General features: G+C 68.7%; 17 protein-coding genes. 6 read left to right on the top strand and 11 right to left on the bottom strand.

Annotated features, from left to right (window positions below):
* Window positions 1-37: 37 nt before the first annotated feature.
* Genes ACXJ3V_RS09555 through ACXJ3V_RS09525 form a run of 7 tightly spaced genes read right to left on the bottom strand, consistent with a single transcriptional unit; the run spans window position 38 to window position 9,630 of the window.
* Window positions 38-2,032, bottom strand: coding sequence for a beta-galactosidase (locus ACXJ3V_RS09555; RefSeq protein WP_457100059.1), 1,995 nt, complete (start codon window positions 2,030-2,032; stop codon window positions 38-40).
* Window positions 2,032-2,961 (bottom strand): N-acetylglucosamine kinase, encoded by a 930-nt coding sequence (locus ACXJ3V_RS09550; RefSeq protein WP_457100058.1) that lies wholly within the window; start codon window positions 2,959-2,961, stop codon window positions 2,032-2,034. The genes ACXJ3V_RS09555 and ACXJ3V_RS09550 overlap by 1 nt, the downstream gene beginning before the upstream one ends.
* Window positions 2,958-3,929: a glycoside hydrolase family 113 gene (locus ACXJ3V_RS09545; RefSeq protein ID WP_457100057.1), complete on the bottom strand. Its 972-nt coding sequence runs from the start codon at window positions 3,927-3,929 to the stop codon at window positions 2,958-2,960. The genes ACXJ3V_RS09550 and ACXJ3V_RS09545 overlap by 4 nt, the downstream gene beginning before the upstream one ends.
* Window positions 3,926-6,430 carry a glycosyl hydrolase 2 galactose-binding domain-containing protein gene (locus ACXJ3V_RS09540; protein ID WP_457100056.1) on the bottom strand — a complete coding sequence of 835 codons (2,505 nt, stop codon included), beginning with the start codon at window positions 6,428-6,430 and terminating at the stop codon, window positions 3,926-3,928. The genes ACXJ3V_RS09545 and ACXJ3V_RS09540 overlap by 4 nt, the downstream gene beginning before the upstream one ends.
* Window positions 6,427-7,293 carry a carbohydrate ABC transporter permease gene (locus ACXJ3V_RS09535; RefSeq protein WP_457100055.1) on the bottom strand — a complete coding sequence of 289 codons (867 nt, stop codon included), beginning with the start codon at window positions 7,291-7,293 and terminating at the stop codon, window positions 6,427-6,429. The genes ACXJ3V_RS09540 and ACXJ3V_RS09535 overlap by 4 nt, the downstream gene beginning before the upstream one ends.
* Window positions 7,290-8,288 carry a carbohydrate ABC transporter permease gene (locus ACXJ3V_RS09530; RefSeq protein WP_457100054.1) on the bottom strand — a complete coding sequence of 333 codons (999 nt, stop codon included), beginning with the start codon at window positions 8,286-8,288 and terminating at the stop codon, window positions 7,290-7,292. The genes ACXJ3V_RS09535 and ACXJ3V_RS09530 overlap by 4 nt, the downstream gene beginning before the upstream one ends.
* Before the next feature lie 25 nt (window positions 8,289-8,313).
* The gene (locus ACXJ3V_RS09525) at window positions 8,314-9,630 is read right to left on the bottom strand and encodes an ABC transporter substrate-binding protein (protein WP_457100053.1); all 1,317 of its coding nucleotides are present in this window, start codon (window positions 9,628-9,630) and stop codon (window positions 8,314-8,316) included.
* A 275-nt stretch (window positions 9,631-9,905) separates the two neighbouring features.
* Between ACXJ3V_RS09525 and ACXJ3V_RS09520 the strand changes: the two genes are divergently transcribed.
* Together ACXJ3V_RS09520 and ACXJ3V_RS09515 are read left to right on the top strand one after the other, a co-directional pair.
* Window positions 9,906-10,931, top strand: a complete 1,026-nt coding sequence (locus ACXJ3V_RS09520) for a LacI family DNA-binding transcriptional regulator (protein ID WP_457100052.1) — start codon at window positions 9,906-9,908, stop codon at window positions 10,929-10,931.
* Window positions 10,928-13,081, top strand: a complete 2,154-nt coding sequence (locus tag ACXJ3V_RS09515) for an alpha-galactosidase (protein ID WP_457100051.1) — start codon at window positions 10,928-10,930, stop codon at window positions 13,079-13,081. Before ACXJ3V_RS09520 ends, ACXJ3V_RS09515 begins: the two co-directional genes overlap by 4 nt.
* 8 nt (window positions 13,082-13,089) lie before the next feature.
* On the opposite strand, the gene ACXJ3V_RS09510 is transcribed toward ACXJ3V_RS09515, so the two are convergent.
* The 4 genes from ACXJ3V_RS09510 to ACXJ3V_RS09495 form a co-directional block, all read right to left on the bottom strand.
* Entirely contained in the window at window positions 13,090-14,865 is a 1,776-nt protein-coding gene (locus tag ACXJ3V_RS09510) for an ABC transporter ATP-binding protein (RefSeq protein WP_457100050.1), read from the bottom strand.
* Window positions 14,862-15,836 (bottom strand): acetylxylan esterase, encoded by a 975-nt coding sequence (locus ACXJ3V_RS09505; protein ID WP_457100049.1) that lies wholly within the window; start codon window positions 15,834-15,836, stop codon window positions 14,862-14,864. The genes ACXJ3V_RS09510 and ACXJ3V_RS09505 overlap by 4 nt, the downstream gene beginning before the upstream one ends.
* An 89-nt stretch (window positions 15,837-15,925) precedes the next feature.
* Entirely contained in the window at window positions 15,926-17,410 is a 1,485-nt protein-coding gene (locus ACXJ3V_RS09500; RefSeq protein WP_457100048.1) for a L,D-transpeptidase family protein, read from the bottom strand.
* A 91-nt stretch (window positions 17,411-17,501) separates the two neighbouring features.
* Window positions 17,502-17,960, bottom strand: a complete 459-nt coding sequence (locus ACXJ3V_RS09495; RefSeq protein ID WP_457100047.1) for a hypothetical protein — start codon at window positions 17,958-17,960, stop codon at window positions 17,502-17,504.
* 137 nt (window positions 17,961-18,097) lie between these two features.
* Here ACXJ3V_RS09495 and ACXJ3V_RS09490 point away from each other — a divergent pair, with 137 nt between their 5' ends.
* The 4 genes from ACXJ3V_RS09490 to ACXJ3V_RS09475 all read left to right on the top strand — a co-directional run bounded on the left by ACXJ3V_RS09490 (window position 18,098) and on the right by ACXJ3V_RS09475 (window position 22,683).
* Entirely contained in the window at window positions 18,098-19,300 is a 1,203-nt protein-coding gene (locus tag ACXJ3V_RS09490; protein WP_457100046.1) for an ROK family transcriptional regulator, read from the top strand.
* A gap of 97 nt (window positions 19,301-19,397) precedes the next feature.
* Window positions 19,398-20,732, top strand: coding sequence for an extracellular solute-binding protein (locus ACXJ3V_RS09485; protein ID WP_457100045.1), 1,335 nt, complete (start codon window positions 19,398-19,400; stop codon window positions 20,730-20,732).
* A gap of 80 nt (window positions 20,733-20,812) precedes the next feature.
* Window positions 20,813-21,772: a carbohydrate ABC transporter permease gene (locus tag ACXJ3V_RS09480; RefSeq protein ID WP_457100044.1), complete on the top strand. Its 960-nt coding sequence runs from the start codon at window positions 20,813-20,815 to the stop codon at window positions 21,770-21,772.
* Window positions 21,772-22,683 (top strand): carbohydrate ABC transporter permease, encoded by a 912-nt coding sequence (locus ACXJ3V_RS09475; RefSeq protein ID WP_457100043.1) that lies wholly within the window; start codon window positions 21,772-21,774, stop codon window positions 22,681-22,683. Before ACXJ3V_RS09480 ends, ACXJ3V_RS09475 begins: the two co-directional genes overlap by 1 nt.
* Window positions 22,684-22,687 lie beyond the last annotated feature (4 nt).

Here is a 22,687-nt window from a genome sequence, read left to right as displayed (position 1 = left end):
CGCGGCATCCGTCCCCTCTTTTCATGGTCGAAGCAGCTCAGGGTGCCTCACGGACGACCGCCACCGCCCCTGCGGCGACCGTGAGCACGCCGTCCGCGGAGTCGCCGGTCAGCAGTTCCAGTCCCCTGACGGGAACGTCGGCGGCGGCCGCTCCGTGGTTGATCAGGAACAGCCAGGACGTGCCGTCCGCGCAGCGACGCACGGCCTCCACACCCGGCACGACGGGCAGCCGCGCCGCGACGCCCGAGGAAGCAACGACAGTGTCGACGAGGGCGCCGAAGCCCTCGTGCACGTCCGCGGACACGTACCACGCGCTCCCGGCGCCGACGCGGCGGGAGGTGATCGCGGGCAGGCCGGCCAGCGCACCCTCGGCATAGGTGGCGACGACCTCGGCATCGATCGCACGAATGCGTTCGGTCCAGTCGATCGCGATCGCACCGTTGGACAGCGCGACCCGATCGCCTTCGAGCAGCGGCGTGAACTCCTCGCCGAACACGCCGACGAGGTCGCGGAAGGCGCCGGGGTAGCCGCCCGTCCGGATCCGGTTCTCCTCGTCGACGATGCCGGAGAGGTGCCCGACGACCACCGTCGCACCGCGCTCCGCGGCGGCGGAGAGGTCCGCGACCACTGCGTCGGCGACGGCGTACAGCCCCGGCACGATCAGCAGGTCGTACGTCGACAGATCCGCGCCGGGAGCGACGACATCCGGTCCGTGGCCGCGCTCGGAGAGCGCCTCGTGCCACCGTCGGCCCGATCTCTCGAGCGGGTAGTCGTTGAGCGGCTTCTGGCCTTCCTCCCACGCCCACTTGGCGGGGATGTCGGCGACGATCGCGACGCGGGATGCCTCGACCAGACTTCCCGCGACCTCGCTGAGGCCCGCCAGCGTGCGGCCGAGCTGCGTCACCTCGCGCCACTGCCGGGTGTCCGTGCCGGCGTGGGGCACCATCCCGGAGTGGTACTGCTCGACGCCGGACGCTGACGCGCGCCACTGGAAGAAGAGCGCTCCGTCCGAGCCATGCGCGATGTGCTGGAGGCTGTGGCGGGTCATCTCGCCCGGCGCCTTCGGCGGGTTGCGCGGCTGCCAGTTCACCGCACTCGCCGAGTGCTCCATCAGCAGCCAGGGGCGCCCTCGATCGAGCCCGCGCGCCCGCGAAGCGACGAACGCCAATTCGCGCTCGCGCCGCGGGTCGGCCATGGCGGTGTAGTGATCGATCGCGACGATGTCGAGGTCGTCCACCCAGCCGGCGTAGTCCGCCACGCTGCCGCCGACTCCCAGCATGAGATTGGTGGTGATAGGCGTCGAGACGCCCACCCGCCGGAGCGCGTCGCGCTCGCGCCGGTACTGGTCCAGGAGGGCGTCCGAGCTGAAGCGGTCGAACGCGAGCAGCAGCGAGGGGTTCTGCCCCGACTCGCTGGCGAGCGGCGCGATCACATCGTCGAAGCTGCGGTACCGCAGTCCCCACACGGCGGTGCCCCACGCGCGGTTGAGCTCATCGATCGTGCCGTAGCGCTCGCGCGTCCACTCGCGGAACGCCTTGGACGACTCGTCGCAGTAGCACTGGCGGTTTCCGCCGCCGAGCTCATTGCCGACGTGCCACATCCGCACGGCCGGATGGGCGCCGTAGCGCTCGCCGAGGCGCTCGGCGATCCGCGTGGAGTAGCGGTGCCAGACCGGATGGCTCGCACACCAGCCGAGCCGACCGCCCTGGTGGAAGCGGACGCCCCGCCGGTCGACCGGAATGATCTCGGGGTGCGCGCGGTGCAGCCACGTCGGCGGCGCCGCCGTCGGGGTGGCCAGGTCGATGCCGATCCCGACGTCGGCGAGCAGCCCGACGATGCGGTCGAACCAGCCCCAGTCCCACTGGTCGTCGTCGATCTCGACGAACGCCCACGAGAACACGCCGAGCGTCACGATGTTGACGCCGGCTTCCTGCATGAGCGCGACATCCTCCTGCCACACGCTCTCCGGCCACTGCTCCGGGTTGTAGTCGCCGCCGAAGAACAGACGAGTCGTCTGCAGATTCGTCGCCATCACGCTCTCGCGCTGTGCACGCCGGCGGAGAGCGGATGCCCCGGCGGGAGATCTGCGAGTGCCACAGCCCCGTCGATGCCTTCGCCCTGGGGCGCGACGAGCGTCATGACGGCGCCGTGCGCGCCGCCGAGCAGCGCGGCCGAGAACGCGCTCTGGAGCAGCCGCGAGCGGAAGACGCCGCCGATCGCGCACACCACGAGGTGATCGTCGGGAAGTGCCACCCTGCCGATCGCCGTCGACACACTGAGCGCGAGCTGCTGCCCCGCCGCCTCGGTGATGGTCAACGCGACCGGGTCGCCTTCTTCCGCCAGCCGCGCGACGTCCGCGGCGAAGGACGCGACCACCCGTACCCGATCGTCGGTGGCCTGCAGGGCGATGTAGGCCTGCTCCAGCTGGGGCCAGCGTTCGCGGACGACGTCGACGAGCGCGGTGTCCGGCCCCCGGCCGTCGTAGCCGCGCATGACCGCGTCGAGCGCTTCGCGACCGATCCAGTACCCGCTGCCGGCGTCGCCCATGATGTGGCCCCAGCCGTCGACGCGGGCGATGGCGTCGCGTCCGACGGCGAGGGTGACCACGCCGGTTCCGGCGGCGACGACGGCGCCCCGGGTGTCGCCGAGCGCGCCGAGGAAGGACGTCGTCGAGTCGTGGGCGAGCGCCGCTTCGCGGATGCCGGTGTCGCGCAGGAGCGCGAGGAGCGACCCGGCATCGGCATCCCGATCTGTAAGGCCCGAGATGCCCGCCGTGACGATCTCGGGGCGGGTGCCGGTCTCGACGATCGCGGCGTGCACGACGGCGGCGAGCTGGGGGAGCAGCGGCTCGTGCGTCCTGATGCCGCCGAACAGCACATCGCGGCGCCCATCGCCGTCCTGGAGACGCACCTTCATCCCGGTCTGGCCCGCGTCGATCGCGAGCACCCCTGCGGCGGTCATGCGCTCACCTCTCGCGTGCTCATCGCGGTGTAGACCTCCCGCAGGTAGACACCTGCGGGTTTTCCGTAGGGACAGTAGTCATCGTTCGACGGCGCATCCTCGATCGCGTACAGCGTGGCCGGCCAATCCCACAGCATGAACCCGCCCACCCACGGCCGATCGGCGCACGCCTCGAACATCGCGCGGTAGTAGCGCAGCTGCTCCTCGCCCGACGGCTCGCCGGGCAGCGCCCAGTCGTTGGGCAGGTCTGCCGAGCCGGTGCGACTGGGGCAGCCCGTCTCCATGAAGAAGAACGGCTTGCCGGATGCCTCGACCACCTGCTCGATGCGGTCGAGGTGGGTCTGCCAGGTGTCGATCGGGTAGTACCCGCTCGAGGAGATGACGTCGACGGCATCCCACCACGTGATGTGGTCCTCCTGGTACTTGTCGCAGTTGTAGGTGATGAGTCCGGAGTACACCATGCGCACGTCATCCACCAGGCGTCGCCAGTGCTCTTCCTGGCCGTCGGCGCGCACCATCTCGCACCCGATGCAGAGCATCTCGCAGCCCTCTGCCTCGGCGATCGTGGCCGCATGCAGGATGAAGGCGCGATACGAGGCGAACCAGTCGGACCAGCTCGGCTCATTGGGCACATCCCAGTCGAAGAACCCGATGTGTGCGCGCCAGGTTCCATCGGCGCAGTTCACGACCGGCTTGAGGGCGACTTTCAGCCCCAGGCCCTTGGCCTCGCGGATCGCCCAGACGATCTCATCGTCGGTGACGGTCGGCTCCGAGTCGAACGGGATCTCCGTCGAGAACGGCGTCTGCTGCACGGCGGCGTAGGCGATCGCGGTCCAGGTGACGGCGTGGTCGGCCATCGCCGCGAGGGATGCCGCGGCCTCCGGTGTCGCCCACGTGCCGCGGGTGCCCACCCAGCCCCACGTCATGCCGCAGATCGGCTCGCCGAGCGCGTCGATCAAGGTCGTCATGTCACCACCAGCTGGTTCGCCGAACGCAGCACGCTCGGGTGCGAGATGGCCGGAGCCTCGCGGGCACTGAGCCCACGCACGAGGATCGTCGTGGACTCGCCGGGCAGCAGCGTCACCAGGCCCTCCTCGGCGACGGCGTCGGGGACGATCTTGTCGACGAGCAGGGCCAGCTCACGCACCAGGTTGTGGGCGGTCAGCGTGATCTCCACTCCGGCGGCGTGCTCGGCGACCTCGACCGACACGCGCGGGGGCTCGAGAGCGGAATCCCGCGGCTCGCCGAAGAACCACAGTCCGCGCACGCCGTCGAGCTCGGCGACGATCAGTTCCGAACCGGCGTCGCCCGCTTGGGCCGCGGCATCCGGGATCGCGACGGTCGTCACGGCGCGCGCGGGCGTCGTCACTGAGGAGATGTGCTCGGCGAGCACGACGCCGCTGTAGTCGCGCCGGGTGATCCGCAGCTCGCCGCTCCACGCGTCGCCGGTGTCGTTCACGACGGCCACCACGAGGCCGTCGCCCCGGGGCTGGATCGTGACGACCCGTGGCGCGAAGGCGTTGCGCAGCGCGTAGAACAGTGGCTTCTGGTGCTCGTCGCCGTCGATCGCGGCCCACGACGTCACCGGCCAGCAGTCGTTGAGCTGCCAGATGATCGCGCCGGCCGTGTGCGGAGCGTGCGAGCGGAAGTGCTCGAGCGCCGTCGAGATCGCATTCGCCTGGTTGAGCTGCATGGCCCAGTGCCAGGTCTCCATGTCCTCGGGAAGCCGATAGTGCGCGATCAGGCCGTTCGTGAGCTTGACGTTGCCTTCCATCGCCTTCTGATGAACGATCATGCCCGGCGACTCGGGGGTCAGCGGCTGGTCGCTGATGGACCGGGTCAGGGTGGACCACGTCGGCGGACCCTGCCAGCCGAACTCGGCGACGAACCGCGGGGTGTAGTCGCGGTAGTGCGGCCAGTCCTTCTGGTTCCAGAGATCCCAGATGTGCATCGTGCCGTGCTGCTCGGCGTTCGGGTGCTGGTCGCCCGGCGCCTTATGGGGCTCCGCCCCAAACCCCCGGTTTGCTGACGCGCGCCCGCCAGGGCTGAACGGGCTCCCGGGTGCATACGGCACGAGCGGGGCGAGCTCTGAGACCACCGAAGGCAGCAGGTCGTAGTAGTAGTAGGCGCCCCAGGTCTTGCCGTCGAGGCGGAGCTTCCAGCCCCAGTCCTCGTAGCCCCAGAGGTTCTCGTTGTTGCCGGTGAGCAGCACGAGCGATGCGTGGTGGCCGATGCGCGTGACGTTGTCGCGCGCCTCCGCCTCGACTTCGCCGCGCAGGGGCTCCTCTTCGGCATACGCCGCGCACGCGAAGAGGAAGTCCTGCCAGGTCAGCAGGCCGAGCTCGTCGGCGACGTCGTAGAAGTCGTCCGCCTCGTAGATGCCGCCGCCCCACACACGGATMAGGTTTAGGTGGCCGGCGCGCGCCTGACGTAGCCGCCGCTCGTAGCGGGCACGGTCGACACGCACCGGGAACGCGTCATCCGGAATCCAGTTCGCGCCCTTGACGAAGACCGGCACGCCGTTGACGTGCAGCGTGAACGGCGTGCCCGCGTCGTCCGGGGTGGAATCCCACGCGACGGTGCGGAACCCGACGCGGCGACGGGCTTCGGAGGCGACGACTCCGGATGCCTCGATCCGCACGTCCACGTCGTACAGCGGCTGCTCGCCATAGCCGGCGGGCCACCACAGCTCGACGTCGGGAACGGACGCCGACACCGTCGCTTCCGTCTCCCCGGCGGCGATCTCGGCGCTGACCGACACGCCCGCCACGGAGACGGTCGCGGTGACCGGCTCGTCGCCCGCGCGCTCGATCACGAGGGCGACGTCGACGATGCCGGTCGCGGCATCCGTCACCCGCACCTGCGGGCGCACCGACGCGAGCCGCGCGGTCGACCAGGATTCGAGGCGCACCGGCTTCCAGATGCCGCTGGTCGCGGTCTTGATGCCCCAGTCCCACCCGAAGCTGCACGCGGACTTGCGGATCGCGTCGTAGGGGAGGGGGTACGGGCGCTGGCGCACGCCGAGGGCGACGCTCTGCTCGTTCGCGTAGCGGATCGGACTGCGGAACGAGACCGTCAGCACGTTGTCGCCCGCGACGAGGGCGTCGCGCACGTCGATGCGGTACGTGCGGTGCTGGTTCGCGGTCTCGGCGACCGTCGTGCCGTTGAGCCGCACGGTCGCGACCGTGTCGAGCCCGTCGAAGGCGAGGTCGTGGCGAGAGTGCGCCGCGAGCTCCGATTCGTCGACGGTGAACGTGGTCTCGTACGTCCAGTCGACGAGGCCGATCCAGGCCAGCGCCGACTCGTTGTCGTCGAGGTAGGGATCCGGGATCAGTCCCGCCGCCATCAGATCGAGATGGACGACCCCAGGCACTGTCGCGGGGATCAGCGCCGAGGCGATGGGCTCGGGCGCGGGACCGGAGCCTGCGCGTACGGACCAGCCGTCGTGCAGGGTGCGGGTGGATGTCACTTGACGGCTCCTGAGGTGAGGCCACGGTAGATCCAGCGCTGCAGGAAGAGGAACGCGAGGATCGTGGGGATGATGACGACGATCGTGCCGGCCGCGATGATTTCCCACTGGGCTCCGAACGGTCCCTTGAACCGGAAGAGCGACGTGGAGATGAAGCCCTCGGAAGGCAGGTAGAGGAACGGCGCGTAGAACTCGTTGTAGATCGCGATGCCCTTGATGATCACGACGGTGGCGATCGCCGGGCGCAGCAGCGGAAGGATGATGCGCCAGTAGATCGTCCAGCGATTGGCGCCGTCGAGCATCGCCGCCTCATCGAGCGAGACGGGGATCGACTGCATGAACTGGATGAACAGGTAGATCGCGATGATGTCCGTGCCCATGAAGAGGAGGATCAGCGCGGTCTTCGTGTCGTAGAGGCCGAGTCCGTTGATCAATTGGAAGGTCGCCACCTGGCTCGTCGCGCTCGGGATGAGCGTGGCGACCAGGAAGAGCCCGACCACGAGCTTCTTGCCGCGGAACACGAACCGATCGAGCGCGTACGCGGCCATGGTGCCGATGAAGATCGTCCCGACGAGCGAGACCACGAGCACGATCGTCGTGTTGACGAAGCCCTCGAGCATCTCGCCGCTCGTGAACGCCGTGACGAAGTTGTCGAAGTTGAGCCAGTTCTGCGGCAGATCGAACGGGCCGGTGGAGGCGAACTCGGAACTCGTCTTCAAGCTCGCGAACAGCACCACCGACAGCGGGAGCAGGGTGAACAGAGCACCCACGATGAGGCTGACGTACTTCGCGGTGGTCGCGCTCATGCCCTTGAAGCGCATGAAGGGGGTCAGGCCGCTCTCATAGCGGCGCACGGTCGTCATGTCAGGTCAACCTTCTCGTCGGGGAAGACTTTGCGCTGGATCACGGTCACGATCAGCACGATGAACAGCAGCACGACGGCCATCGCCGACGCGAGGCCGACCTGCCGGTAGCTGAAGGCGGTCTGCAGCGTCTGGATCACGAACGTCGCCGAGCCGTTCGCGCCGCCGGTCATGATGAACGGGATCTCGAACACACTCAGGGCGCCGGCCACCGCGAGGATGAATGACAGGCCGATGACGCGGCGGATGCCGGGGAAGATCAGGGCCCAGAACTGCTGGAACCGCGACGCGCCGTCGATCTCGGCGGCTTCATACAGCTCGCGGGGAATCGACTGGATCGCTCCGAGGAAGAGCACGAAGTTGAGGCCCGTGTAGCGCCAGACCGAGGTCGCTGCCAGCGACCAGTTCACGTAGGCGGGGTCGCCGAGCCAGTGCGGGGGGTCGGTGACGCCGAACCACGACAGTGCCGTGTCGAGTGTGCCGCCCGGCTGGAAGAGGTAGAGGAACACGAACCCGATCGCGACGCCGTTGATCAGGTAGGGGAAGAAGAGGATGCCGCGGAACAGGTTCTGGAACCGCGTCGAGAAGCTCAGGATCGTCGCGAAGTAGAGGGCGATCGCCATCTGCACGAACGTGGCGAGGAAGTAGTAGAGGCTGACCCCGAAGACGCTGAAGATGCGCGGGTCGGTGAAGACCTGGACGTAGTTCTCCAGGCCGACGAAGTTCTTGGTGAGATCGATGCCGTCCCAGTCGGTCACGCTGAAGTAGAAGAGATTCAGCGCGGGCCAGTAGGTGAACACCAGGAGCAGACCCACCGCGGTGGCCAGGAACAGCCACGGGGTGAGGTGCTGCCGGAACGACCGTCCCGCGGAACGGCCGGTCTTGGGCCCGGCATCGCCGGTTCCGCGGGAACCGCGGAACCGGCGAGCACGTACGGGAGCGGAGAGGACGGACGGGGCGCCCGCGGGTGCGGAGCCGAGTGGTGCGAGTGCCATGTGCTTCTCCGAGTCCAGGGGTGGGTCAGTTGGAGAGCTTCTCGACCGAAGCGCCCCAACGTTCGTTGAGCTCGGCGAAGTAGCTGTCCTTGTCGCCGTCGGCAGCGCCGCGGGCGATGTCGACGAGCTTCTGACGGTAGAGCGGGCCGTAGATGTCGATCTGCGCGTCGTTGGCGGTGTCKGCGAGGAGGCTCTCCTTGCCCGCAGGAGCGGGGTTGATCTCGATGAGCTCGACGCCCGCGTCGGTGAAGCCGGCGAGGTTGTCGGGGAGGGGCTTCTCGAGAACCGGCGAGATCATGCCCTGCGCCTCGGTGTAGCCGGACTCCGAAACGACCCACTGGATCCATGCCCATGCGGCCGCCTTGGCCTTGGAGTGCTTGCTCACGGCGAGGTTGTAGTCGCCGCCGACCACGGCGAACTGCGTGCCGTCCACGGTCGCGGGGAAGGCGATGTAGCCGATGTCGTCGGCCGAGGCGCCGTTCTCTTCAGCCTTCGCCTGCATCTGCGAGATCGCCCATGAGCCGAGGGTCATCGTCGCGATCTTGCCGGTGGCCAGGTCGACCTTCGACTGCTCCCAGTTCGTGGTGAGCGGGTCTTCCTCGGTCAGGCCTGCGGCGACCGAGTCGTACAGCAGCGAGTCGATCGCGTAGACATCGGTACCTTCGGTCCACGGCGCCGGGTCTTCCGCCATCGTGATCGGTGCGTCCTGGTCGTCGGTCACGACGCCGAGGTTGCCGAAGCTCTGGGTGAGCGGCCAGCCGTCCTTGTAGTTCGTGTAGAGCGGGATCGCGTCGGTGTTGTCCTTGATCGCCTGCAGCGCCTCGAGCCACTCGTCTTCGTCGGTCGGCGGGGTCGTGATTCCCGCCTCTTCCCAGACCTTCTTGTTGTAGATCACGCCGTTCGCGTTGCCGCCGAAGGCGATGCCGTACTGCGTGCCGTCGTAGCTCGCCGCCGGCAGGAACCGGTAGGTGTCCGCGAAGTCGGCGGTCTTGCCCAGGGGCTCGAGGAACTGGTCGTACTGGTTGGGGGAGATCGTCGGGATGCCGAGCACGTCGCCGTAGTTCGAGGTGCTCATCCGCGTCTGCATTTCGCCGGCGTAGTCGGTGATCCCCTCGAAGGTGACTTTCACGTCGGGGTACTTCGCCGTGAACTCCTTCGCGTACTTGTCGAACGTGCCGTCCGCGATCAGGTCGGTGCGCCACGTGACCACCGTGATGTCGCCCTTCACGTCGCCGTCGATCGTGTTGTCGGCGTCGCTCGAGCCACCTCCGCCGGCACAGCCCGCGAGGGCGATCCCGGTGACGGTGAGCAGGGCGAGCGCTCCCAATGTCTTCTTTGCCATGTGTATCTCCTTGTGAGGGTTCTCCGTTGACCTCGGATGCAGTCGCCGCCGCATCGGGGTTGTCGCGGGCCCACATTAGGCGCGTGAGAGCGCTCTCCGCAAGGGTAAATGTCAACGCTGTCGTATTCTGTCCGTTCAGAATTCAGATTCAAAAAACAGCCCTCGATCAGCACTTTAAGGTGACCTTGATCGTAGCTTCATGTCTGAAATGTCCATGAAATGTCCATCGTCGCCATTCCCCTGTACCTCTGCTAATCTGACCGGGAGGAGGGCCGATGACGGTTCAGCAGCGCGCCACGCTCGATGATGTCGCCCGGCTCGCAGGGGTCAGCTCGAAGACGGTCTCGCGCGTCTTCACGACCCGCGAACTGGTCGCGCCCGAGACGGTCGATCGGGTCCTCGCGGCCGCCAAGCGACTGCGGTTCCGGCCCAACACCCTCGCGCGCGGTCTGCGGCGCGGCGGGGGCACGAACACCGTCGGATTCATCATGGGTGAGCTGAGCAACCCGTTCTACTACAAGGTCGCCTCCGGCATCGAGCGCGAGCTCGCCGGCGCCGGCTACGGGCTGGTCGTCGCCACCACCGACGACACCCCAGAAGGCGAGGAGCGCGTCGCCGATGCGCTGCTCGCGCAGCGCATCGGCGCGCTGCTGCTGATCCCGGTGGCCGACGACCAGTCGTATCTCGAAGGAGAGCGCCAGCTCGGCACGCCGGTCGTTGCGATCGACCGGCCGGCACGCAATCTCGTGGCCGACTCGATCGTGCTCGAGAACCACCGTGGGGTCTTCGACGCGACCAGCCGGCTGCTCGCACGGGGCCATCGGCGGATCGCGTACATCTGCAATCCGGCATCCGTCTACACCCAGGCTGAGCGCCTGCGCGGCTATCGCGATGCGATGGCGGCGGCGGGCGTGACCGAGACGGCGAGGTGGGAGATGCTGGCGGACGACCTGGCGATCCCGGCGGACGAGCTCGTGCGGAGGGTGATGACCATGGACGACCCGCCCACCGCGCTCCTGGCGGGGAACAACCGCGTCACGATCGGCGCGCTTCGGGTGCTGCGCGACCTCCACGACGACGGGCGAACCGCGATCGTCGGCTTCGACGACTTCGACACCGCCGACGTGCTCGGGGTTTCGGTCATCAGCTACGACCCCGTCGAACTCGGTCGCAGGGCTGCGCAGGTTGCGCTCGAGCGCATCGGCGACCCGGCCGGCTTCACCCGGCAGATCGCACTGCCCACCTGGATCATCGAGCGAGGCACCGGCGAACGGCACGCAGCTCAGAGAGGCGAGGAATGACCGCGGGAATTGTTCAGCTGGAGGCCGCCGGCGTCGGGCTGGTGCTCGACGCGCGCGGGGCAGGTCTGCCGCGCGTGCTTCATTGGGGCGAAGCACTCGGTTCGCTGTCGCACGCCGCGCTGGAGAGGCTGGCAGACGGAGTGAGTCGCCAGTCCGCCCCTGGCACGCTCGATGCCGCCTGGCAGCTCTCGCTCATCCCGCAGGAGGGTGATGGCTGGACGGGACGACCGGGTCTGCAGGTGCGACGAAATGGCCTCCTCCACCACTGCAGATGGCGCCTCGAGGGCATCGCCCACGATACGAGCGCAGACGGTGTGCGCTGCGTCATCACGGCGGCCGATGCGGCATCCGCTCTGAGGCTCGAACTCTCCCTCAGCATCGAGACGGGCGGAGTGGTGTGGGTCGAGGTTGCGCTCGCCGCAGCAGAAGGCGAGACTGACGCGCGGTTCGAGGTGGACTGGCTCGAGCCGACCTTGCCGGTGCCTTCGAGCACGACGCATCTGACGACCTTCGACGGCCGCTGGACGAGGGAGAAGCGCCCCGTGACGTCCGGGATGCCACCCGGCTCCACGGTGCGTCAGTCCCGCAGAGGCAGACCGGGCCACGACGCCCCCACGCTGTTCATCGCGTCCGAGGCCGAACCGCGCTGGCGCTCGGGCGCACTGTGGGGCACCCACCTCGCGTGGTCGTCGGACGTGACGTACCGAGTGGATCGCGTCACCGACGCCGTGACCCTCATCGGCGCGGGCGAGCTGCTGCGCCCCGGGGAGATCGTCCTGAGCGCCGGCGAAGAGTACCGAACCCCGCGTGCGGCGTTCGTCTGGGCGGCCGATGGGCTCGACACGCTGGCTGGTCGAGTGCACACGTGGCTGCGCGCGCGGCCGCAGCATCCGGTCTCCCCCCGCCCCCTCACCCTCAACACGTGGGAGGCGGTGTACTTCGACCACAACCCGGCGCGGATCGCGGAGCTGGCCGAGCGTGCCGCTGAAGTGGGGATCGAGCGCTTCGTGCTCGACGACGGGTGGTTCCTGGCGCGGCGGGACGACACGACGAGTCTCGGCGACTGGACCGTCGACCGTGCCGTGTGGCCCGAGGGACTGGGGCCGCTCGCGCGCCAGGTGCACGGGCTCGGCATGGAGTTCGGTCTCTGGTTCGAACCGGAGATGGTGAGCGCGGACTCCGACGTCGCCCGCGCGCACCCGGACTGGCTGCTGCACGATCCGGGCCACCTGGATCACGCCCCAGAGCTCTCGTGGCGCACGCAGTACGTCATGGACCTGGCGAATCCGGCCGCTTACAGGCACGTGCGGGACCAGATCGACGCCCTCATCTCGCAGCTCGGCATCGACTTCATCAAGTGGGACCACAACCGCGACCTCACCGAGACGGTGCACGATGGCCGGCCCGGCACCCACGCGCAGATGGCGGCGGTCTACCGGCTCATCGGCGAGCTGAAGGAGCGGCATCCCGGCCTCGAGATCGAGTCGTGCTCGAGCGGCGGCGCGCGCACCGACCTCGGGATCATGGCGGTGTGCGATCGCGTCTGGGCGAGCGACTCGAACGACCCGGTGGAACGCCAGGACATCCAGCGCTGGACGGGCCTCCTGCTGCCGCCCGAACTCGTCGGCGCTCACGTCGGCCCCACCGAATCCCACAGTTCGGGCCGGACGACGGCCCTGAGCTACCGCATGGCGACCAGCCTGCTCGGCTCCGCGGGGTTCGAGTGGGACATCCTCGGCTGCGACGAGGACGAGCTCGCCGCGATCACCCGGTTCGCGGCGCTGTACCGCGAGCTGCGGCCCATAATCCACGGTGGTGTCGTCATCCACCCGGAGCTGCGGGATCCCGCCTGGCGGGTCACGGGATTCGTCGCACCGGATGCTTTGCGGGCGGTCGTGGTCGTGGCGAACGTCGGAAGCCTCGAGGATGCCAGGGCCGAGCGACTGCGCATCCCCGGTCTGGATCAGGGGCGCGAGTACCGCGTGCGCGTGCGGCGGGAGATCGGCGCCGCCGCCTACGGGTGGATTGCGCCGGAGTGGTACACGAGCGGCGAGATCACGCTTCCGGCGGCGGTGCTCGCGCGGGTCGGGCTGCAGCTGCCGACCCTCTGGCCGACGCAGGCATTCATCCTCGACCTGGTGGCCGTCTAAGTCACCGGTCAGTGGGTCTGCAGCGCGACGAGGCGAGCATAGAGCCCGTCGCGCGCGAGGAGCGTGCGGTGGTCGCCGATCTCCACGATGCGTCCCGCATCGATCACGACGATCCGGTCAGCGCCACGCACGGTGGAGAGGCGATGCGCGACCACGAGCGTGGTCCGGCCCGCGCGGGCGCGATCGATGGCTGCGGTGACCTTCGACTCGGACTCCGGATCGAGGGCGCTGGTCGCTTCGTCCAGGACGAGGATGCGCGGGTCGCGGATGAGCGCGCGCGCGATCGCCAGCCGCTGCCGCTGCCCGCCCGACAACCGGGACCCGCGGTCGCCCACGACGGCGTCCAGCCCGCCGGGCTGGTCGCGGACGATGTCGAGCGCGTTGGCGGCGCCCAGCGCGTCCAGGATCTCGGCGTCGCTCTTCTCGCCCACGCCATAGGTGACGTTCTGCCGGATGCTCCCATCGAACAGCGCCGTCTCCTGCGGGACGATCGCCACGCGGCGGCGCAGTGAGCGCAGATCGAGGCCCGCGAGATCCTGCCCGTCGATGAGGACGTCCCCCTCGACGGGACGGACGAACCCGAGGATCACGTTCAGGATCGTCGACTTGCCCGAGCCGGACGGGCCGACGAAGGCGACAGTCTCGCCGGGCCGGATGTCCAGCGACAGTGCGTCCAAGGCCGCCCGCGGGGCATCCGGATACTGGACCGTCACGGCGCGCAGCTCGATTCGACCGTCGATGGCTCCCACTGGGGCCTTGCCGGTGTTGTCCTCGACGTCCAGTTCGTCGGTCACCTCGGCGATGGAGCGCACCGAGTCCATGCCGCGGCTGAACACGGGCGCCACGTTGAGCAGCATGACGATCGCGTTGGTGAGCACCGTGAAGTAGGTCGTCAGGAGCACCACCTGTCCGGGCGTGATCGGCACCAGTCCGAGGACGGAGACCGCGGCCGCCCCGATCAGGCAGATGAGCCCGAGCACCTGATACGAGATCCAGGAGAGTGCGCCGAACCGGCCGTTGAGCACGTCGAGGTCGCGACCGGCGGATCGTACGGATGCCGCGCGCTCGGCCACCTGCGACGTCGCGAGGTCCTCCAGCCCGTGTCCGCGGGTGAGCGGCATGAGCGTCGCCATCTCGTTCACCTGCGCGGAGAGGCGCTCGACCTGACGGCGGAACTCCTCGTTGCGCTGCGTCGCGCGCCGCCGGATGTAGATGATGAGCCCCGCCGCGACCGGGATGGTGAGCGCGAACACGATGACGAACTGAGGCACGGTGATGGCGGTGACGACGATCGCGCCGACCAGGGTCGCGATCGAGCCGACCGCCGTGGGGAACACCTGCTGCATCGTCAGTTCGAGGTTCTCGACGTCGCGGATGATCTTGGTCTGCATGATCGAGGCGTTCTGGCGGTTGTGGTACCCGAGCGAGAGACGCTGCAGTCGCGCCGCGAGACCGGATCGCACGTTGTAGGCCATCGAGCGGGTCGCCGAAGACGTCAGCCGCACGACGATCATGTTGAACGGATAGTTCAAGGCGAGCAGCGCGAGAGCGAGACCGCCCCAGACCCACAGGCGGTCCACGGGGCCGCCGGCGACGACGATGTCGATGACCGCGGCGGTGATCGGAGGCAGAATCCACGCCGGACTGTCTTTGACGACGAAGCAGAGCATCGCGAGGATCAGGCTGCTGCGATGCGGGTGCAGCAGCCGCAGCAGCGACCGAAGCGGGTGCGATCGCTGAAGGCTTCCGGCCAGGAGGGCCTCCGCGTCTGCGAAGCCCGTCATGGACGACATCGTTCGGCGAGGAACGATGTCTGCGCGATCCACTGGTAGGACTGGCCGCCTTCGTGCTCGTTGTGGGCGTACACCTCGATGTGCTTGTCTGCGCCGGCGTAGTGGTTGAAGGCGGCGTAGACGGTCGATGGCGGGCAGATCGGGTCGAGCAGCGCGACCGAGAACAGTGCGGCGGCGTCCGCTCGCTTCGCGAAGTTCACGCCATCGAAGTAGGAGAGCGTTTCGAACACGCGCGGTTCGGCGCCGCGATGGACGGAGAGATAGCGGACCACCTCCTGATAGGGGTCCTGGCCGGTGAAGCCGACAGAGCGTTCGAAGTGGCAGAGGAACGGGACGTCCGGCATGACGCCGATCAGTCCTTCGGACAGCCCGGCCGCAGCGAGGGCGATCCCGCCGCCCTGGCTGCCGCCCGCGACCGCGACGCGCGACGCGTCGATCTGCGGCAGCGTTCGCACGGCGTCGACGGCGCGAACGGCGTCGGTGAACACCCGGCGGTAGTAGTAGTCCTCGGGGTGCTCGATCCCGCGCGTCATGAAGCCGCTCGATGATGGACCGGTGCCGTGCGGGTCGGGGGTGCCCCCGCCGCTGCCCCACCCGGAGCCCTGCCCGCGGGTGTCCATGAACAGATGGGCATAGCCGGCCGACGCCCAGCCGAGCCGCTCGACCGGCAGGCCGCGCCCGCCGCCGTAGCCGTTGTATTCGACGACCGTGGGCAGCGGCCCTTCGATCCCGCGCGGGAGCGTGAGCCACGCCTTGACGGGGTCGCCCGCGAAGCCCGGAAAGGTGACGTCGAAGACGTCGAGGGTGCGGAACGGGGATGCCTCGGCCTTGACGACCACTTCGGCTCCGACGGCGCGGGACTCAGCGAGAGTCGAGGCCCAGAAATCCTCGAAGTCGGCGGGCTCACCCACGTCGGGCAGGTAGGTCTCCAGCTCGGTGGGTGAGAGATCGAATCGCGGCATCCATGCTCCTCTTGCGCGGTGTGTGACGGCGCCACGATAGACGCCGCGTCGCTCGTCGCGCAAACTGCGCAAACCCGAGGGAGCTCAGATCAGTTGTGGATCCACACGTCGGTGCCGCTGGCTGACCAGTTGTAGATCTGCTGCGCGCGGGAGATCGGCATGCCGACGCAGCCGTGGCTCATGCGGTGACCCCAGTTGGTGTGCCAGTAGACGCCGTGGAACGCCTGGCCGCCGTTGAAGTACATCACCCACTGGACGTTCTCGGTCGTGTAGGGTGTGCCGTCGACGTTGAGGCCCTTCATCGTCTGCACGGGGTAGTGCGAGTTGATGCGGTAGTGCCCGGTCTCGGTCGGGAACGACAGGCCGCTGGAGATGAGCCAGCTGTCGACGACCGCGCCGTTCTCCTTGAGGTACAGGCGCTGCTCGCTCAGGTTGACCTCGAGCAGTCGGACGATGGTCGTCGTGTTGAACGCGACTTCCTGGACGGGGAGCTGGTAGACGGCGTTGCCGGTGGCGAGCTGTGAGGCGAACCCGGCGGCGATGCCCGCCGTCGTCTCGAGGGCCCGGCCCGTCACGCCGGCCGTCGGCGTGCGCAGCACCGTCCCGGAGTCGTTGGCGATCACGGTCGCGGCGACGGCCGCCCGGTCGACGGCTGCCGGAAGCCCATCGACCACAGGCTGGATCGGCTGTTCCTCGGCGGTGATCTCGAACGTGTTATCCGCGGTGCGTGTCACGGTCAGCCATGAGGCGAGGGTGGCCCGGTCGATCGGCACGGTCCGCTCGGCCCCGATATAGAAGCCGGCCGTGTCCAGCATGCTGTTCAGGGTGCCGACTGTCGCGTTCGCGACGTACGTCGGGACCTCAGGGGCGACCGCAGCAGTCGTGGCGGCGAGGTCGACCGTCAGGTCGCCGGCGACGAACGCATCCTGCAGGGCGGCGCGCACCGCGTCGACGTCGACGCCGGCGCCATCGACCGCGGGCGTGGCGACGTAGGTCGCCGACGCGGGGTCGAACGCGACGGTCGCGTCGGTGGGATCGACGTACAGGCTGGGGACAGCTGCGCGCAGCGCCGCGACAGCGGTCGCGGTGTCGACGGTGACCTGGGCGTCCATCGGCGAGGCGAACCAGGCGCCGAAGTTCCAGGCAGGGTGCGCGGCGAAGGCCTCGTCGACCAGCGCGCGGGCATCGACCGAGGCTCCGAGGTCTGCGGCGGTGACCGTGGCGTCGGCGCCGGATCCGGTGAGGACGATCGTCGTGTCGGCGAGATGCTGCTGCACGGCCTCGACGGCCGCGCCCGGGGTGAGTCCACCGACGGGGACGCCGGCCACCGCGGTTCCGGGGGCGATCAGGACGAGCGAGGTGATGCCGAGCCCGACCGCGACGACCGCGACGGGAATCGCGATCCACAGCCAGAGCCGGCGACGGCGGGGAGCCGGCCCGGTCGACGCCCACTCGTACGCGGGCGGTGGGGCATCGGTGCCGCCGTCGAGAGGCTGCGACGCATCGACGAAAGGCTTGACCTCGCCGTCGACGGTCGTCTCGTCGGCGCCGGGCCTGGTCGCCAGATCTGTCATGCCATCACCCCCCGGCTCCTGAACACGTCCCCTAATGCTAAATGATGGGCGCGGTCGCTATGTCACCAGAAGATCACAGTCCGGTGACTTGTCAGGGCACGCACAGCTCCTGGAAGCGCTCGCTGGTCTGCTGGAATGACTCGCCCAGCGCCGCGAGGTCCTGCACCTTCGACGTGTCGCCCTCCACGATCGCCTGCATGACGTCCGCCACGGTGGCGAACATGTCCTCGAGGTCCGGGAGGATCGCGGCGACCTCGTCGTTCGTGACGGCGGATGCCGCATCGTGGAGCTTGCCCGCGGCCGCCTGCATCGCCTCGACCACGGCGGCGGGATCCTTGGCCGCAGCATCCTCGAATTCCCTGGTCGCGTCGGTGATGGTGTCCTGCACGAGCGCGCACCCCTCCGCGACCGTCTGGTCTGCGTCACCGGCCTGCTCGGCTGCCGTGGGGGAGGATCCGACTCCGCCGGGGACGGTCGTGCACGCGGTCGATCCCGCGAGCGCGGCGACAGTGATGGCCAGTGCGGCGATGCATCGTCTCAGGGAGTCCACCTGTTCAACCTACGCGGCCGGTCGCGCCCCGAGGACGGGCAGCGGGCGACGAGCCGCATGTAACAAGTTTGTAAACACGGCATCCAAATCCCTGGGAAAGCTTGCTGGTCGTTTGTTCGTACGCTTTACTAACAAACATGACTGCATCGGAAGTGCAGCGCGGCTCATCCACCCTCGAGCCGGCGCACCCACACACAGGGCCCGCGGCCTCGCGCTCGTTCGGCCCGGGTCGCGCCCTCCGCCAGGGAGCGAAAGTGCTCCCCGAGCACGCTCGCGGCCACAACCGCGCGCTCGTCCTGCAGACCCTCTTCCACCAGGGCGCGATGAGCCGGGCCGACCTGGCTCGCGAGACCGGCCTGACCCGGGTGACGATCTCCGACCTCGTGGCCGAGCTCATCGCCGATCAGCTCGTCGTGGAGAAGGGTGTGCGCGAGGCCTCGGGGCCCGGCAAGCCGGCGATGCTCGTCGACCTCGATCGCGACGGACACCGGATCGTCGGCATCGACCTCTCCGGCAGCGACGCGTTCATCGGCGCAGTCCTCACCCTCGACGGCGACATCGTCGTGCGACTCGAGGCTCCCGTGCCGACCGGCGCCGACGACGTCGTCGACACGGTCGTCGCGCTCGCCCGCGAACTGGTCGCCCAGTCGCACGCCCCGGTGCTCGGCATCGGCGTGGGCACCCCCGGCGTGGTCGACGACCATGGCGTCATCCTCACCGCGCCGAACCTGGGCTGGGCCGGCTTCGATCTCGAGGGCGCGCTGCGCGGTGCGCTCGACCTGCCCGTCCTCGTCGCCAACGACGCCAATGCGGCAGTGCTCGCGGAGTACACCTTCGGCGGCTCCGGCGACGATGTGCTGCTGGTCAAGGTCGGCCGAGGCGTCGGGTCGGGCCTGCTCGCCGGCGGGCAGCCCATGCGCGGCGCCCACTTCGCCGCGGGCGAGATCGGCCATGTCACGGTCGGCACCGACGGTGGACCGCTGTGCGTCTGCGGCAAGGTCGGATGCCTCGAAGCCTGGCTCTCGGTGCCTGCGCTCACGGCGCGGCTGGCCGCGGCATCCGCCGACGCCCGCGAAGGGATCCTCCGCGACGCGGGGGAGCGCCTCGGCATCGCCCTCGCGCCGATCGTGGGCGTCCTGGACGTGTCGGAGATCGTGCTCTCCGGCCCCACCGAACTTCTCGACGGAGTACTCGCGGAAGCGATCGTCGAGACCCTCCGCACCCGGACGCTCGCCAAGTTCCACGACGGCGTGCGCGTGCGGATGACGGAGCAAGGCCAGGACATCGTCCTGCGCGGCGCGGCCGTCATGGTTCTGTCCGGACAACTCGGGGTGTCATAGCACCGCACGACCCGCTCCACGGGTTCGCCCCGGACCCGAAATCCCCCCGGATGGGCCACCCGGCCCATCGAAATCACCAAGAAACGAAGGAAGACACATGAACAAGAAGCTGGGAGCCTTCGCCTTCCTGGGCGCAGCGGCACTCGTGCTCGCGGGCTGCTCCGGCGGCGCCGGCGGCTCGGAGAGCGCCGCTCCGTCGGGATTCGACCCCGAAGGCGCCAAAGACCAGAACATCACCTTCTGGGTGATGGGCGGCGACACCCCCGCGGCGCTGCGCGACTACCTCGTCGCGGAGTACAAGGATGCCACCGGCGGCACCCTCACGATCGAGGAGCAGAGCTGGGGCGACGCGCTCACCAAGCTCGCGAACCAGCTGCCCGACGCCAACAACACCCCCGACGTCACCGAGATCGGCAACACCTGGGCGCCGACCTTCACCACGGCCGGTGCGTTCAGCGACCTCAGCGACATCTACGAGGACCTCGGCGGGTCCGATCTGCTGCCGTCCTTCGTCGAGGTCGGCTCGGTCGACGGGGCGCAGTACGCGCTGCCGTACTATTTCGGCTCGCGCTACATCACCTACCGCAAGGACATCTGGGAGGCCGCCGGCCTGTCGGTGCCCGCCACGCTCGAAGAGTTCAACACCTCGGTCAAGTCACTGAAGACCGACGACCAGGCCGGCTTCTACATCGGCGGCCAGGACTGGCGCAACGGCATCTCGTGGATCTTCGCCAACGGCGGCGACCTCGCGAAGAAGGACGGCGACAAGTGGGTCTCGACCCTCTCCGACCCGAAGAGCATCGCGGGCCTCGAGCAGTTCCAGGACCTGTTCGTGAACGCGTCGACGGCTCCGGTCACCGAGGCGGACAGCACCCCGTGGGTCAACATCAACAACGACAAGACCGGCGCCCCGCCGACGGCCGCCACGATCATCGCACCCGGCTGGGCGCACTGGTCGATCGGTGACTACACCGGCGACAAGACCAACGACGCGGGCGACACGGTCGAGGTCCGCGAGTGGAACGACGACACGTTCGGCGTCTTCCCGTTGCCCGGCACCACGGCCGGCGAGGCCGCACCCGTGTTCGCCGGCGGCTCGAACATCGGCATCTCGGCCAAGAGCAAGAACCAGGCCGGCGCCAAGGAGCTGATGCGCATCATCTTCTCGGACGAGTACCAGCAGATGCTCGGTGAGAACGGCCTCGGCCCGGCGAACACGACGCAGGTCGGCTCGCTCGGCGACGACCAGTTCGCCACGGCCCTGATCGACTCGGCGCTGAACTCGAAGCTCACCCCTGCGGCGCCCGGCTGGGCCGCGGTCGAGGGCGCGAAGATCCTCGAGGAGTTCTTCGGCAAGGTGGCCGGCGGTGGCGACATCGAGGCCCTCGCCAAGGAGTACGACGAGAAGATCAACGCCATCATCAACGGCTGATCCACCGTTCCCGGGTCGGAGCATCGCCTCCGGCCCGGGAACATCCCGAATTCACCTTCGCGACCACCAAGGATGTGACCATGGCGATCGCCGCCCCCACCACGAGTGTCACGGCGGGCCCGCGTGCCAATGAGGCGGTCGGCTCACGCCGCCGGCCCCTCACCCACCTGTTCCTGCTCCTCCCCGCTATCGCGATCCTGCTGTTCGGCATGGGCTACCCGGTCGTGTGGCAGGTCATCACGTCGTTCCAGAAGTACGGCGCGATGCAGCAGCTGGGCGGCAAGGCCCCCGAGTTCATCGGCCTCGACAACTACATCGCCGTCGCCACCAGCCCCACCTTCTGGGCCGTGGCCATCCGGTCCATCGTGTTCTGCATCGTCACCGCGGTCATCACCGTCGTGATCGGCATGCTGCTGGCCGTGCTGATGAGCAAGGTGCCCACCGTGGTCCGCATCATCCTGCAGGTCTCGCTCCTGCTCGCATGGGCGATGCCGGTCGTAGCGGCGATGACCGTCTGGATCTGGCTGTTCGACCGGCGTCGCGGCGTCGTCAACTACCTCCTGGACAAGATCCCGGGCGTCGACATGAACAACTTCAACTGGATCGGCGGTGACCCCGCGATCTTCTTCGGCGTGGCATCCATCATCGTCATCTGGATGTCGGTGCCGTTCGTCGCCTTCTCGTCGTATGCGGGCCTGACGCAGGTGTCCGACGAGGTCATCGAGGCCTCTCAGCTCGACGGCGCGTCCGGGTGGCAGCGCCTGCGCTACATCCTGCTGCCGATGGTCCGCCCCGTCATCATGATCGTCCTGCTGCTGAACCTCATCTGGGACCTCCGCGTGTTCACGCAGATCACGATGCTGCAGGATGCCGGGCCCCAGGCCAGCGACTACGACCTGCTCGGCACCTACATCTACAAGCAGGGTGTCGCGGGGCTCAACTTCGGCCAGGGCGCCGCCATGGCGATCTTCGTGCTCGCTCTCACCATCCTGATCAGCTGGTTCTACATCCGGAGCCTCCTCAAGGAAGACCAGGCCTGATGTCCACGCACACCGTCACCGCACCCGGCGCGGGGCAGCCCCGGACCGCGTCCGCGAAGCCGGTCCCCACGCGCCGCCACCGCCTCGGCCGGCCCGCCACATGGGGCTGGAGCGTCCTGGCCATCGTCGTCGCGATCGCCTGGGCCTTCCCGGTCTACTGGATGGTCAACTCCGCACTGCTGCCGACGTCGGCCCTGGAGTCGTTCACCCCGACGTTCGTGCCGTTCGGCGGTTCGTTCGCGAACTTCCGCGCCGTCATCGACGAGAGCTTCTTCTCAGCGCTGGCGATCAGCCTCAGCGTGACGCTGATCGCGGTGTTCTTCTGCCTCATCTTCGCCTTCCTCGCCGCCATCGCGATCAGCCGGTTCAAGTTCCGCGGACGCACGGCCTTCATCATCTCGATCCTGCTGATCCAGATGCTCCCCGCCGAGGGCCTGTTCGTCGCGCAGTACAAGATGATGAGCGAGCTGGGCCTGCTGAGCAACATCGCCGGTCTGAGCCTCCTCTACATCGCCGCTGTCGTCCCGTTCACGGTCTGGATGCTGCGCGGCTTCGTCGCCGGCGTGCCCGCCGAGCTCGAGGAGGCGGCGATGGTCGATGGGCTGAGTCGCACCCAGGCGTTCATCCGGATCACCCTGCCGCTGCTCGCGCCCGGGCTCGTGGCAGCCGCCGTCTTCGCGTTCCTGCAGTGCTGGAACGAATTCACCGTCGCGCTCGTGATCATGAGCGCCGACAGCGAGACGCTTCCGCTCTGGCTGCGCGGATTCGTGCAGGCGTCGACGACCCGCGCGATCGACTGGGGACAGGTGATGGCCGCCTCGACGATCGTCGCGGTGCCGGTCATCATCTTCTTCCTGATCGTCCAGGGCCGAATGACGAGCGGACTCGTCTCCGGGGCGGTCAAGGGCTGATGGG

The organism is Microbacterium sp. P5_E9 (assembly GCF_054049175.1).
The sequence above is the reverse complement of the archived record's forward strand: the minus strand, read 5'-3'. Positions and strand labels throughout refer to the sequence as shown.

Coding starts and splice junctions, on each gene's coding strand:
- ACXJ3V_RS09555 (WP_457100059.1), bottom strand. CDS start 2,032: ATGGCGACGAATCTGCAGACGACTCGTCTGTTCTTCGGCGGCGACTAC.
- ACXJ3V_RS09550 (WP_457100058.1), bottom strand. CDS start 2,961: ATGACCGCCGCAGGGGTGCTCGCGATCGACGCGGGCCAGACCGGGATG.
- ACXJ3V_RS09545 (WP_457100057.1), bottom strand. CDS start 3,929: ATGACGACCTTGATCGACGCGCTCGGCGAGCCGATCTGCGGCATGACG.
- ACXJ3V_RS09535 (WP_457100055.1), bottom strand. CDS start 7,293: ATGACGACCGTGCGCCGCTATGAGAGCGGCCTGACCCCCTTCATGCGC.
- ACXJ3V_RS09530 (WP_457100054.1), bottom strand. CDS start 8,288: ATGGCACTCGCACCACTCGGCTCCGCACCCGCGGGCGCCCCGTCCGTC.
- ACXJ3V_RS09520 (WP_457100052.1), top strand. CDS start 9,906: ATGACGGTTCAGCAGCGCGCCACGCTCGATGATGTCGCCCGGCTCGCA.
- ACXJ3V_RS09515 (WP_457100051.1), top strand. CDS start 10,928: ATGACCGCGGGAATTGTTCAGCTGGAGGCCGCCGGCGTCGGGCTGGTG.
- ACXJ3V_RS09510 (WP_457100050.1), bottom strand. CDS start 14,865: ATGACGGGCTTCGCAGACGCGGAGGCCCTCCTGGCCGGAAGCCTTCAG.
- ACXJ3V_RS09505 (WP_457100049.1), bottom strand. CDS start 15,836: ATGCCGCGATTCGATCTCTCACCCACCGAGCTGGAGACCTACCTGCCC.
- ACXJ3V_RS09500 (WP_457100048.1), bottom strand. CDS start 17,410: ATGACAGATCTGGCGACCAGGCCCGGCGCCGACGAGACGACCGTCGAC.
- ACXJ3V_RS09490 (WP_457100046.1), top strand. CDS start 18,098: ATGACTGCATCGGAAGTGCAGCGCGGCTCATCCACCCTCGAGCCGGCG.
- ACXJ3V_RS09485 (WP_457100045.1), top strand. CDS start 19,398: ATGAACAAGAAGCTGGGAGCCTTCGCCTTCCTGGGCGCAGCGGCACTC.
- ACXJ3V_RS09480 (WP_457100044.1), top strand. CDS start 20,813: ATGGCGATCGCCGCCCCCACCACGAGTGTCACGGCGGGCCCGCGTGCC.
- ACXJ3V_RS09475 (WP_457100043.1), top strand. CDS start 21,772: ATGTCCACGCACACCGTCACCGCACCCGGCGCGGGGCAGCCCCGGACC.